Origin of the sequence: Amycolatopsis sp. NPDC051128, assembly GCF_040682715.1 — a bacterium.
Classification (GTDB): Bacteria; Actinomycetota; Actinomycetes; order Mycobacteriales; family Pseudonocardiaceae; genus Amycolatopsis.
Genome location: NZ_JBFBBN010000040.1, coordinates 31,425 through 42,710, shown reverse-complemented (window position 1 = coordinate 42,710; position 11,286 = coordinate 31,425). Strand labels below are relative to the sequence as shown.

Below are 11,286 nucleotides of genomic sequence, written 5' to 3'. Positions count from 1 at the left end.
CCGCTAGCGTGGGTGCCATGGGGCTCACCATCCGGCCGATCACGCTCGGGATCATCCGCCGCGGGGACGCGCTGCTCGTCTTCGAAGGGCGGGACGACGTCAAGGACGAGACCTTCTACCGGCCGCTCGGGGGTGGAGTCGAGTTCGGCGAAGGCAGCAGGGACGCCCTCAAGCGCGAGTTCCGCGAGGAGCTCGACGCCGATGTAGTTGTCAAAGAACGGATCGGGGTGCTCGAGAACGTCTACACCTGGCGAGGCCGGACCGGGCACGAGATCGCCTTCCTCTACGCCGCCGAGTTCGCCGACGCGAGCTTCTACGCGCGCGACGAGATGAAGATCCTGGACGACGACGCCACCGCGCGCTGGGTCGACGTCGCGGACTTCCGCGACGGCGGCAAGATCCTCTACCCCGCCGGGCTCATCGGGCTGCTCTCACCGGATCAGTGACCGCGAAGTCGCCTCCAGCTCCGACGAGGAATCCGTGGGCGTGCGGCTGAACCACACCGAAACCGGCCTGTCCGTGTGGACCGGCAGCTGCGGGAACGTGTTCTCCACCGGCGCCGTCTCGAACGCCGCGAACGCCGACGGGGGCGGCGCCGAGACCGGACCGACCGTCACGTGCAGACCGGAACCCGGTGGTGGCGAAGCAAGACCGAGCCGGACCGGGCGTAGCAGGTGGACGTCGTCCGAGTCGAGCATCGTCGCGTTCGCCGCGTCGCGATGCGCGCGCCAGACCGGGCCGAAGTAGAACTCCTCCAGCGCCGCCTTGCGCGACTCCATCGAGCGGAAACCCCGCAGCCACACGAACCTGCCGGGCGACGCGCGCTCGCGGAACAGCCCGAACAGGTGTGCGCCCGCGGCTTCCTGCGGCTCGACGAACTCGCGCTCGAACAGCTCGATCAGCTCATCGCGCCGGCCAGGACGCAGGGTGTAGCGCCGCAGTTCCACCACGGCTTCGAACTCCGAAAAGTCGTCAGAAGAGGTCATGCCGGCGAAGCTACCGGCCGCCACCGACAAAAAACGATCAGCGGAACGCGGCCAGCCCCGTGATCGCCTGACCGAGTGACAGCGCGTGCATCTCCTCGGTGCCTTCGTACGTCAGCACCGTCTCGAGGTTCGCCATGTGCCGCATCACCGGGTACTCCAGCGAAATCCCGTTCGCGCCGAGCATGGACCGCGCCGTGCGGGCGACGTCCAAAGCCGACCGCACGTTCGCCATCTTCCCGAAGCTGACGTGGTTGTGGTGCAGCTGCCCGGAATCCTTGAGCCGCCCGATCTGCAGCGCCACCAGCCCGGCGCGGTTCACCTCGACGAGCAGGTCGGCCAGCTTGCGCTGGGTCAGCTGGAACCCCGCCAGCGGCTTCCCGAACTGCGAGCGCGAAAGCGTGTACTCCAACGCCGATTCGTAGCACGCGCGCGCCGCGCCGACGACGCCGAACAAGATCCCGTAGCGAGCTTCGTTCAGGCAGGACAGCGGCCCGCGCAGCCCGCGGACCTCGGGGAACGCGGCAGACGAAGGCAGCCGGACGCCGTCCAGCACCAGTTCCGCGGTCAGCGACGCCCGCAGGGACAGCTTGTGCTTGACCTCGTTGGCCGTGAAGCCCGGCGTCGACGTCGGGACGACGAAGCCGCGGATCCCGTCGTCGGTCTGCGCCCAGACGACCGCGACGTCGGCGACGGTTCCGTTGGTGATCCACATCTTCGTGCCCGACAGCACCCAGTCGGACCCGTCGCGCACCGCGCGCGTCCGCATCGAACCCGGGTCGCTGCCCGCGTCCGGCTCGGTCAGCCCGAAGCAGCCCAGCGCCTCGCCGGTGGCCATCCGCGGCAGCCACTCCCGCCGGTGCTCTTCGCTGCCCCACCGGTGGATCGCGTACATCGCCAGCGACCCCTGCACCGACACGAAACTCCGCAGCCCCGAGTCGACGGCCTCGAGCTCGCGGCACGCGACGCCGTACGCGACCGCGCTGGTGCCGGCGCAGCCGTAGCCTTCCAGGTGCATGCCGAGCAGCCCCAGCGAGCCGAACTCCTTCGCCAGCTCGGCGGCGGGGAGCGCGCCCGTTTCGTACCAGCCGGCGACCTGGTCCAGCAGGTTGTCCTTCGCGTACGCGCGGACGGCGTCGCGGATGGCGCGTTCCTCCTCGGCGAGCCCGGCGTCGAGGTCGAGGAAGTCGTGCGGGTCAGGGGTGCGACTCATGAAGGGCTCCCGGGGACGCGTCGATGCGGTCCCCGCAGGAAACCACAGTCAGGCGTCTGTTCTCCGCGTGGCGTTCGTCACGCGGGCGACAGAACCCCCCGACGGGCACCGCGTGACCGCTCGCGGCCGGACCTGCTGGCGAGGAATCAGCAGTTCGCTGAACTGCGGGAACGGGACGCTTTCGATATCGTCACGCCAGGCGTGCAGCAGTTGGGACAGCACGTCGTCCTCGGCCATCTTCGCCTCCTTGGCGCCCCGGTCGCGCGAGCGGTGCTCACACGATTGGGTGACTTGATACCCAGCGAACGGGACGCCCAAACATCGCTCTTCAAGATTCTTCCGGTCCGTTACCTCCCCGTGGCAGGATCGCGTGGCCGCCGCCATGGTCTCCACTCCCGAGGAGCGCACACCGCGACGTCTGTTCGTTCGAGCGCCGCCGAGGGCTGCGGCTACGCTGAGCGGCGTGTCTCGTGTGGTGATTCTCGACTACGGTTCCGGCAACCTCCGCTCCGCCGAACGCGCGGTGGCGCGCGCCGGCGCCGACGTCGAGGTCACCGCCGACCCGCATGCCGCGATCGAGGCCGACGGCCTGGTCGTGCCCGGCGTCGGCGCCTATTCCGCCTGCATGGCGGGGCTGCTCGACGTGAAGGGCCACCGGATCATCGGCAAGCGCCTCGCCGGCGGCCGCCCGGTGCTCGGCATCTGCGTCGGCATGCAGATCCTCTTCTCGCGCGGTGTCGAGCACGGCGAGGAGACCGACGGCACCGGGGAGTGGCCCGGCGTCGTCGACCGGCTGCACGCCGACGTCCTGCCGCACATGGGCTGGAACACCGTGCGCGCGCCCGCGGATTCGCGGCTCTTCGCCGGTCTCGACGCGGACGAGCGCTTCTATTTCGTGCACTCCTACGCCGCGCGCAAGTGGGAGCTCGACGGCCTGCCGGGCCAGGAGCCGAAGGTCACCTGGGCGAACCACGGCGAGGACTTCGTCGCCGCGGTCGAGAACGGGCCGCTCTGGGCCACCCAGTTCCACCCGGAGAAGTCCGGCGACGCCGGCGCGCACCTGCTGCGCAACTGGCTCGCGACCCTCTGACCGGGCGCCCGGGGCCGCCGCCCTAGAGTGGCCGCGTGACTTTCACGCTGCTTCCCGCCGTTGATGTGGCCGATGGCCAGGCCGTGCGACTCGTCCAGGGCGAGGCCGGCACCGAGACCTCCTATGGCCGCCCGCTGGACGCGGCGCTGGCCTGGCAGCGCGACGGCGCCGAGTGGATCCACCTCGTGGACCTCGACGCCGCCTTCGGCAAGGGCAGCAACCGCGAGCTGCTCGCCGAGGTCGTCGGCAAGCTCGACGTGCAGGTCGAGCTGTCCGGCGGCATCCGCGACGACGCGTCGCTGGCGGCCGCGCTGGCCACCGGCGCCCGCCGGGTCAACCTCGGCACCGCCGCGCTGGAGGACCCGGACTGGACCGCCCGCGTGATCGGCGAGTACGGCGACCGCGTCGCGATCGGCCTCGACGTGCGGATCACCGAGGCCGGCCACCGGCTCTCGGCGCGCGGCTGGACGTCCGACGGCGGTGACCTGTGGGAGGTCCTGGAGCGCCTGGACCGCGACGGCGCCTCCCGCTACGTCGTCACGGACGTGAGCAAGGACGGCACGCTGCGCGGCCCCAACCTCGAGCTGCTGCGTGACGTCGTCGCCCGGACCGACGCGCCGGTGATCGCCTCCGGCGGGGTGTCCAGCGTGGCCGATCTGGTCGCGCTGGCCGGCCTGGCGTCCGACGGCGTCGAGGGGTCCATCGTCGGCAAGGCCCTCTACGCCGGTGCGTTCACGCTGCCGGAGGCGCTCGCCGCGGTCGCGAAGGTCTAGGGCGTGTTTCTTGGATCTCGGCTATCGCGAACACGGATCCGAGAAACACGCCCTAGTACCGGAAGCGGCTCACCGTCTCCGGGTGGAGGACGAGCCGGACCTGGTCCGTGGCCAGGATCCCGGCGAGGTCACCGGCGCGGGCCGGGTCGTCGAGGTCCCAGTACCGGGCGGCCAGGCGGCGGGCGAGGTCGTGCGCGCCGCCGGGTTCGACCGTGGTGCGGCCGGTGACCGACACCCAGCGCTCGCGCTCGCCGACCGGCGCGGCGACGATGAGTGAGGTACGCGGGTCACGCCGTAGCCGTCGCATCTTGGCCGAGTCCGGTTCCGAGAACAGCTGGAGCGTGCCCTCGGCGGTGGCTTCGAACCACACCGGCCGGGCCGGGCCGTCGGCCACGGTCAGGAAGCCGTGCAGCGGGCGACGGAGGAACTCGAGGTCTTCGGTGGTCAGCATGGCACCGATTCAACCGGCCCGGCTCGGACGATCCCATAGGTGAGAAGCCGGATCGCCTGTCCATTCGTCTAATCTTGCGACGTGGACGCGTTCAGTGACCTGATCCGCGGGGTGCGGGCCCACGGCTCGCTGTTCGGCAGCTCGACCTTGTCCCCGCCGTGGGCTCTGCACTTCGTGGACGGCGCGCCGTTGACGCTGTGCACCGTCCTCGCCGGGGCGGGCTGGATCGTGCCGGAGCACGGTCCGCCCGAGCCGCTTCGCGCCTACGAGACGATCGTCGTGCGTGGTCCCGCGACGTTCACCTTCGTCGACGAGCCCGGCACCCGGGCCGAGCCGGTCGCATGCGGCGAGCACTGCGCGACGCCCGAGCAGGGCGGGACCCGGCACCGGCTCGGCTGGCACGACGACGGCCGCGGTCCGACGACGCTGATCACCGGCGCCTATCCGGCGCGTGGCGAGCTCAGCCGGCGGCTGCTGGAGGCGTTGCCCGTCGTGCTGCGCGTGGACGGCGGGGGAACGGGTGACGCGGTGGTGGACCACCTCGCTGCCGAGCTCGCCGTCGACACCCCGGGTCAGCAGGTCGTGCTCGACCGGCTGCTGGACTGGATGCTGGTCTGCACGCTGCGCGAGTGGTTCGACCGGCCCGGCGGCGAGCCTCCGGCGTGGTGGGCCGCGCAGCGCGACCCGGTGGTCGGCCACGCGCTGCGCCTGCTGCACGCCGAACCGGCGGCACCGTGGACGGTCGCCGCGCTGGCCGGACGCACCGGGGTGTCGCGGTCGACGCTGGCCAAGCGGTTCGCCGACTTGGTCGGCGAACCGCCGCTGACCTACCTCACCCGCTGGCGCATGGCGCTCGCGGCGGACCTGCTGGTCGAGCGGGACTCCGCGACGGTCGCGGACGTCGCCCGCGCCGTGGGGTACGCCGACCCGTTCGGGTTCAGCGCCGCGTTCAAACGGGTCCGGGGCGCCACCCCGAGCGAATTCCGGCACACCGCGGCCCCGGCGTTACCTGCGGGGTAATCGACGCTGTGCGCTGTCCGCGTCAGGATCCCTTTCAGGACAACGAAAGGATCAGCATGACCGCCTACGGACTCGCCCACCTCCGCCCGCCCGCCGTGCTGCCGGAGGAGGTCTTCCAGTACCTGGAGCGCATCCAGGCCACGCTCGACCCGTATGGCGGCAGGTTCGTCGTGCACGGCGCGCCGGTGGAGGTGATGGAGGGGGAGTGGCCGGGCTCGCTGGTGATCATCGAGTTCCCCAGCGTCGCCGCGGCGCACGAGTGGTACGACTCGACCGCCTACCGGGAGATCCTGCGGCTGCGCGCCGACCACATCCCTGGTGACCTGGTCATCGTCGAGGGCTGCGGCCCGGACCACGACTCGGCGGCGATGGCCGCCGCGATGCGGGCCTAGTCCCGTTCTCCACCAACGACTTGGCCCGAACTCGTGTGGTGTTCGAACCTGGTGCCAGTCTCGAGTTCGTCCCCGCCGAGGGTCCGGACCATGAACGCGACGTGCTGAAGTCCGGTGCGGTGCCGCGAGTATTCGCCGGGCTCCCGCGCCGGATGGACGAACAGGTACGTCCCGGGTTTGCCCCCGGCCGATAGGCGAACTGGTCGTCGGCGGCGAGGAATTCGTCGAATCCGAGCAGGGGCATGATTCGGTCGTAGTACGCCTTCGCCGCGCGGAGATCGGGCACGTTGATCCCGAAATGACCCAGCATTTCGCCCATCCTGCGCGATCCGGGTTCGACTACGACCGAAAAGCGGCTGACAGCGCCACCCGCGCCCCGTAGGTTGCCGCGGTGGAGGAGATCATCACCCAGCTCGAAATGACCGCCGCCGACCAGTTCCACCCGGCTCCGCTCGTCGATGGCGTCGCGCTGCGGGCCGTGGATCCGGGGCCGCTGATCCGCGAACTACACGTCCGGATCGGGACGCCGTACGCCTGGCCGAGCGCCTCCAGGAATGCCGCGGAATGGGACCGCTGGCTCGCCGATCCGGCCCGGCGGTACCGGCTCATCGAGTTCCACGGCGAGATCGCCGGTGCCGCCGACTTCGAGCCGCGGCGGGACGGCGACGTCGAGATCACCACCTTCGGCCTGCTGCCCGAGTTCGTCGGCAAAGGGCTCGGCGGGTACGCGCTCACCCTCGTCGTCGCCGACGCGTGGGCGCTGCCGGGCACGCGCCGCGTGTGGCTGCACACCTCGACGCTCGATCACCCGAACGCGCTGCCGAACTACCTGCGCCGCGGCTTCCGCAGCTTCAGCCGTCCAGCTTGACGGCGATCCCGACGGTCCGGTCCGCCGGGCCGCGCAGCTTCGAGAAGAACATCGTGACGCGCCCGACGATGCCGTACTTGCGCGCGATCGCCGTCCGGACCCGCTCGGTGCCGGCAGTGTCCAGCAGCCGAGCCTGTCCGGTGACGACAGCGCCGTGGGTCTTCTGCCCCCGGACGTCGCAGGCCTGGACCTCCACGCGTCCGCTGTTGCGGATGCGCTTGACCTTCCCGGCCTTGCGCTCCGACCACAGCACGAGCTCGCCGCCGTCGCCGGCCACCCAGATCGGGGTCGGCACGGCCCGGCCGTCGCGGCGGAACGTGGTCAGGACGACGTAGCGTTCGGCGGCGAGCCGGTCCGTTTCGGATGCCATGCGCTCACTCTAAGGCGTCCGCCGCCGCAGTGTCGCCGCGCCGAGCATCAGCGCCATCAGCGCGCAGCAGGCCACGACCAGGAGGTTCCGCAGGATCACCGCGTCCACCGTCGAAGAAGCCGTCACGCGGTTCAGCGCCTCGACCGCGTACGACAGCGGCATCACCTCCGACAGCCACCGCAGCAGCCAGCCCATGTCGTCGCGCGGCACGAACAGCCCGCACAGCAGGATCTGCGGCAGCACGAACACCGGCATGAACTGGATGGCCTGGAACTCGGTGCGCGCGAACGCGCTGACGAACAGGCCGAGCGCCATGCCCAGCAGCGCGTCGAGGACCGCGACCAGCAGCAGCATCCCCACCGACCCGGCCAGGTCGAGGCCGAGCCACCACACTGAGACGCCCGCCGCGAGCGCCACCTGGACGACGGCGATCGCGCCGAACGCCAGCGCGTAGCCGAAGAGCAGGTCGAGCCGTCCGATGGGGAGCGTCATCAGGCGTTCGAGGGTGGCTGTGGTCCGTTCCCGCAGCGTCGTGATCGACGCGATGAGGAACATGATCAGGAACGGGAACACGCCGAGCAGCGCGGGCGCGACGTGGCTGAACACCAGCGTCGAGTTGAAGACGTACCGCAGCAGGACCATCAGCAGCGTCGGCACCAGGACCAGCATCACCACGGTGCGCGGGTCGTGCCGCAGCTGCGTCAGGATGCGCCGGGTCGTCGCGAGGGTCAGCGCCGGGTTCACGACGCGGCCCTCACGAGGTGCAGGAAGGCCTGTTCGAGGTCGGCGGCGCCGGTGCGTTCCCGCAGGGCGAGCGGCGCGTCGTCGGCCAGCAGGACGCCTTCGCGCATGAGCAGGAGGCGGTCGCAGCGGGCCGCTTCGTCCATGACGTGGCTGGACACCAGCAGCGTGGCGCCGCCGTCGGCGAGCCGGCGGAACAGCGCCCACAGCTCGTCGCGCAGCACCGGGTCGAGCCCGACGGTCGGCTCGTCGAGCACCAGCAGCTCCGGCGTGCCGAGCAGGGCGACGGCGAGGTTCGCGCGGGTGTGCTGCCCGCCGGACAGGGAGCCCACGAGTTCCCCGGCGTGGTCGGTGAGCCCGACCTCCGCGATCACTCTGTCCACATCGGACGCCGGAGCGCGCAGCACCGCGGCGAAGTACCGCAGCGCCTCCCGGACGGTCAGGTCGGCGTAGATCGCCGGGTTCTGCGTCGCGTAGCCGATCCGGTGCCGCAGCGGCGGGCTGCCGGCGGGCAGGCCCAGCACGGTGACCGTGCCGCCCTCGACGATCTGCACGCCGACGATCGCCCGCATCAGCGTCGTCTTGCCGCAGCCGCTCGGGCCGAGCAGCCCGGTGACGACTCCTCGTGGCACCTCGAAGCTCACGTCCCACACCACCGGGCGGCCACCACGCCGGACCCGCAGGCCGGTGACCGCCAGCGCAGAATTAGTCATGCGTTTAATTCTGCGCGTGGTGAGTTTTGCCGTCAAGACCCGGGCGTCCGGCGGCACCGGCTGCGCCGACCGGTCTCGTGATTTCCGCATGGGCCGTTCGAGGGGAAGAAACCCACACTGCTGGCCCAAGCGTTTCGACGCCCGTGTCTGAAACGCTTCCCGCACCGGGGTTTCCGCGACGGAGGGAAGTCGATGGCCATCAAGCACGAGGTACCGCTTCATCCGCAGGCCCAGTTCTTCGGCGCCGGGCCCTACCCGGCCCGCCGCGCGGCGATCGCCGTCGCCGCGATCCTGGCCGGGCTCGTGCTGACCATGATCTGGTCGGCGCCCTTCGTCGACTCCGTCATCGGCGACAGCGTCGCGAACGGGCTGCTCGGCTACGACGCGAAAGCCACCCCGATCAGCGGCGTCCTCGCCGGGACGCTGTTCGCGTTCGTCTCCGGCCTCGCGGGCTCGTTCACCGCCTGCAACATCGCCGCCTTCGGGGCGGTCGCGCCGCTCGTCGGCGGTGAGGCCGGCGGAAAACGGAGCTTCGCCACCACGCTCAAGCCGCTCGGCTGGATCTCCGCGGGCATGCTGGCCGTGTCGGTGGTCTACGGCGTGATCGTCGCCCTGGTCGGCACCAAGATGCCGCAGTTCTCCACCGCGAAGACCACCGGGCTGTCCGCGCGCAGCGTCCAGTCGATGGTCGCCTTCGGCGTCGTCGGCCTGGCCTTCCTGCTGATGGGCCTGATCGCGCTCGGCATCCTCCGCAACCCCCTGGCCGGGTTCGTCCGCCGCCACCCGGCCGCGCCGCTGGTCCTGATGGGCGCGCTCATCGGCGGATTCCTCATCGGACGGCCGTACCCGCTGTTCCGGATCATGTTCCGCAGCGCCGCCGAGCAGCACAACGTCATCTACGGCGCCGCCGCGTTCGCGCTGCAGTCGGTCGGCAACATCGTCGTCATGGCGGTGCTGTTCCTGATCCTGACGCACGCCACGGGCGGGCGCGTGCAGCGCTGGCTGGCCGCGAAACCGGCCAGGATCGCGACCGTGACCGGCGTGGCCCTGCTCGTCGGCGGCACGTTCACGCTGCTCTACTGGGACGTCCGCGTGCTGGGACGGCTCGGGTACATCTGGTTCCCGATGATCAGCTGGTAGCCCGGCCGAGCCAGCGGTAGTCGGGCGAAGGGTCGAGCTGGACGCCGTCCGCGACGGCGACCAGCACGGCCTCCGGCCGGGCCCCCGACACTGTCAGCCAGCGCCCCGACGGCAGCCGGGTGGCGACCATCGCGTCCCTCCCGTCCTTCGGCGGCACGAAGAAGCCCTCGCTGCCGCGGACGGTCACGGGTGCGGCGCCGGCCACGCCGGGGGCGCGCCCACCGACGGCGGCCCGCACCACGGGGATCGACGGCCGGGCCGGGTCGGCCGCGGTCAGCTCGGTGCCCGCGTCGCCGGGACCGGTGCCCTTCACCGCGGCCGAACGTTCGGCCAGCCCCGGCGGCAGCGGGCCGAACCGCAGCTCACCGCGGACGTCGACCGGGTCGGCGGCGACCGAGCCGGCGATCCGCTCCGCGACCGCGCGGGCGTCCGGGACGCTCATGACCTCCGCGGTCAGCACGTGCTCGTCGTCGGCCAGCCAGGTGAGCCGCGCCGTGCCGCCGGAGCCCTTGACCATGGCGACCCGGCCGCGCACCAGGACCTGGTCCGGGAGCGACGCGATCTTCAGCGCCGCCTGCGACCACTCGGGGTCGGCGGTCGAGTACGCCGAGAGCGTGATCGACGCCGGCCCGGCGAACCACCGCCGGACCTGCGGGGTGATCCCGGGCCCGCCTTCGCGGTACTGCTCGGTGAAGCCGTCCGGCAGCCACCCCGGGCTGTAGCCGAGCACCGGGCGGCTCGCGGCCGGCGCCGGGTCCGGCCTGGTCAGCAGCTGCGTGCCCGCGACGACGCCGACGACCAGCGCGACCACGGCGGCGGCCACCAGCGCGAGCCGGGCGGGCGCCCGCCGGCCACGCTCGGCGCGGGCGAGTGCCTCGCGGACCGCGTGGCCGTCCGGAGCGCGGGCGGCGAGGCGGTCGAGGCTCTCCCGGATCAGCGTCTCGGTCTCGTGCTCGCTGCGGGTCATTCTCCAGCTCCGGTCGTGAGGGCAGCGTTGTGCCACCCAGCGGGGTGCGGGGCGGTCCTTAACGTGGCGAGAGCGCGGGAGATCTGGCTGCGCACGGTCGAGGTGCCGCACCGCAGGATCGCGGCGATCTCGGCGTCGGAGTAGCCCTCGTAGTACCGCAGCACGATCGCCGCGCGCTGCTTGCGGGGCAGCGCGGCGAGCAGGCCGAGCATCGCGTCCCGCTCGTCGTAGGCGGTGGCCGGGTCGGCCGACGGCGGGCCGAGGGCGTCCAGGACGTCGTGGCTGCTCGGCACCATCCGCCGCACCGCCCGCCGTCGCCAGGACAGGTACTCGTTGGTGACCATCCGCCGCACGTACGTCGGCGGGGCGCCGATGTCGTCCCACCGCTGCTGGGCGCGCAGCAGCACGTCCTGGACGATGTCCTGCGCCAGGTGGGGGTCGTTCGTCAGGACGGTGGCGTAGCGGAGCAGCCCGTCCAGCCGCTCCGCCACGAACTCTTCGAAGCCCACGCACGTCCCTTCGCCCGCTCTGTCACCCCCTTGGACGCGCGAGAGGGCCGGGCTGA

At 71.7% G+C, this 11,286-nt stretch carries 16 protein-coding genes; 7 read left to right on the top strand and 9 right to left on the bottom strand.

Translation table 11 applies throughout. From position 1 onward, the window contains the following. Nucleotides 1–17: 17 nt before the first annotated feature. A complete protein-coding gene (locus tag AB0M82_RS32385) occupies nt 18–446 on the top strand; it encodes an NUDIX hydrolase (protein WP_364730076.1) in 429 nt (142 codons plus the stop codon). Here AB0M82_RS32385 and AB0M82_RS32380 read toward each other — a convergent pair. The 3 genes from AB0M82_RS32380 to AB0M82_RS32370 are packed head-to-tail and all read right to left on the bottom strand — an operon-like array spanning nt 432 to nt 2,433. Beyond that, on the bottom strand, nt 432–986 hold the full coding sequence (locus tag AB0M82_RS32380) for an NIPSNAP family protein (RefSeq protein ID WP_364730073.1): 555 nt from the start codon (nt 984–986) through the stop codon (nt 432–434). The two genes, AB0M82_RS32385 and AB0M82_RS32380, sit on opposite strands and share 15 nt — an antisense overlap. A 37-nt stretch (nt 987–1,023) precedes the next feature. Further along, nucleotides 1,024–2,196, bottom strand: coding sequence for an acyl-CoA dehydrogenase family protein (locus tag AB0M82_RS32375; RefSeq protein ID WP_364730071.1), 1,173 nt, complete (start codon nt 2,194–2,196; stop codon nt 1,024–1,026). A 48-nt stretch (nt 2,197–2,244) separates the two neighbouring features. Then, entirely contained in the window at nt 2,245–2,433 is a 189-nt protein-coding gene (locus tag AB0M82_RS32370; protein WP_364730068.1) for a hypothetical protein, read from the bottom strand. Between the two features lie 235 nt (nt 2,434–2,668). Here AB0M82_RS32370 and hisH point away from each other — a divergent pair, with 235 nt between their 5' ends. Beyond that, complete coding sequence (gene hisH, locus AB0M82_RS32365; RefSeq protein ID WP_364730222.1) at nt 2,669–3,286, top strand: imidazole glycerol phosphate synthase subunit HisH; 618 nt, start codon at nt 2,669–2,671, stop codon at nt 3,284–3,286. A gap of 35 nt (nt 3,287–3,321) precedes the next feature. Beyond that, entirely contained in the window at nt 3,322–4,059 is a 738-nt protein-coding gene (gene priA / locus AB0M82_RS32360) for a bifunctional 1-(5-phosphoribosyl)-5-((5-phosphoribosylamino)methylideneamino)imidazole-4-carboxamide isomerase/phosphoribosylanthranilate isomerase PriA (RefSeq protein ID WP_364730065.1), read from the top strand. Nucleotides 4,060–4,111: 52 nt separating this feature from the next. Here priA and AB0M82_RS32355 read toward each other — a convergent pair whose 3' ends face one another. Then, a complete protein-coding gene (locus tag AB0M82_RS32355; RefSeq protein WP_364730062.1) occupies nt 4,112–4,510 on the bottom strand; it encodes a pyridoxamine 5'-phosphate oxidase family protein in 399 nt (132 codons plus the stop codon). A gap of 81 nt (nt 4,511–4,591) precedes the next feature. Here AB0M82_RS32355 and AB0M82_RS32350 point away from each other — a divergent pair, with 81 nt between their 5' ends. The 3 genes from AB0M82_RS32350 to AB0M82_RS32340 all read left to right on the top strand — a co-directional run bounded on the left by AB0M82_RS32350 (nt 4,592) and on the right by AB0M82_RS32340 (nt 6,790). Beyond that, nucleotides 4,592–5,530 (top strand): AraC family transcriptional regulator, encoded by a 939-nt coding sequence (locus AB0M82_RS32350; RefSeq protein ID WP_364730060.1) that lies wholly within the window; start codon nt 4,592–4,594, stop codon nt 5,528–5,530. Between the two features lie 56 nt (nt 5,531–5,586). Continuing rightward, the gene (locus AB0M82_RS32345) at nt 5,587–5,922 is read left to right on the top strand and encodes a DUF1330 domain-containing protein (RefSeq protein WP_364730057.1); all 336 of its coding nucleotides are present in this window, start codon (nt 5,587–5,589) and stop codon (nt 5,920–5,922) included. 391 nt (nt 5,923–6,313) lie between these two features. Then, nucleotides 6,314–6,790 (top strand): GNAT family N-acetyltransferase, encoded by a 477-nt coding sequence (locus AB0M82_RS32340; protein WP_364730054.1) that lies wholly within the window; start codon nt 6,314–6,316, stop codon nt 6,788–6,790. Here the strand turns inward: AB0M82_RS32340 and AB0M82_RS32335 are convergent. From AB0M82_RS32335 to AB0M82_RS32325, 3 genes are read right to left on the bottom strand one after another with little or no spacing between them, the layout of a single operon-like run. Continuing rightward, a complete protein-coding gene (locus AB0M82_RS32335; protein WP_364730051.1) occupies nt 6,774–7,160 on the bottom strand; it encodes a PPOX class F420-dependent oxidoreductase in 387 nt (128 codons plus the stop codon). The two genes, AB0M82_RS32340 and AB0M82_RS32335, sit on opposite strands and share 17 nt — an antisense overlap. Nucleotides 7,161–7,169: 9 nt before the next feature. Beyond that, the gene (locus AB0M82_RS32330; protein ID WP_364730048.1) at nt 7,170–7,904 is read right to left on the bottom strand and encodes an ABC transporter permease; all 735 of its coding nucleotides are present in this window, start codon (nt 7,902–7,904) and stop codon (nt 7,170–7,172) included. Next, complete coding sequence (locus tag AB0M82_RS32325) at nt 7,901–8,614, bottom strand: ABC transporter ATP-binding protein (RefSeq protein WP_364730045.1); 714 nt, start codon at nt 8,612–8,614, stop codon at nt 7,901–7,903. Before AB0M82_RS32325 ends, AB0M82_RS32330 begins: the two co-directional genes overlap by 4 nt. 192 nt (nt 8,615–8,806) lie before the next feature. On the opposite strand from AB0M82_RS32325, the gene AB0M82_RS32320 reads away from it, so the two are divergent. Continuing rightward, complete coding sequence (locus tag AB0M82_RS32320; protein WP_364730042.1) at nt 8,807–9,754, top strand: hypothetical protein; 948 nt, start codon at nt 8,807–8,809, stop codon at nt 9,752–9,754. Here AB0M82_RS32320 and AB0M82_RS32315 read toward each other — a convergent pair. Both AB0M82_RS32315 and AB0M82_RS32310 read right to left on the bottom strand, forming a co-directional pair. Then, nucleotides 9,744–10,721: a hypothetical protein gene (locus AB0M82_RS32315; RefSeq protein WP_364730040.1), complete on the bottom strand. Its 978-nt coding sequence runs from the start codon at nt 10,719–10,721 to the stop codon at nt 9,744–9,746. The two genes, AB0M82_RS32320 and AB0M82_RS32315, sit on opposite strands and share 11 nt — an antisense overlap. Then, a complete protein-coding gene (locus AB0M82_RS32310; RefSeq protein WP_364730037.1) occupies nt 10,718–11,230 on the bottom strand; it encodes a SigE family RNA polymerase sigma factor in 513 nt (170 codons plus the stop codon). The genes AB0M82_RS32315 and AB0M82_RS32310 overlap by 4 nt, the downstream gene beginning before the upstream one ends. Nucleotides 11,231–11,286: the final 56 nt, after the last annotated feature.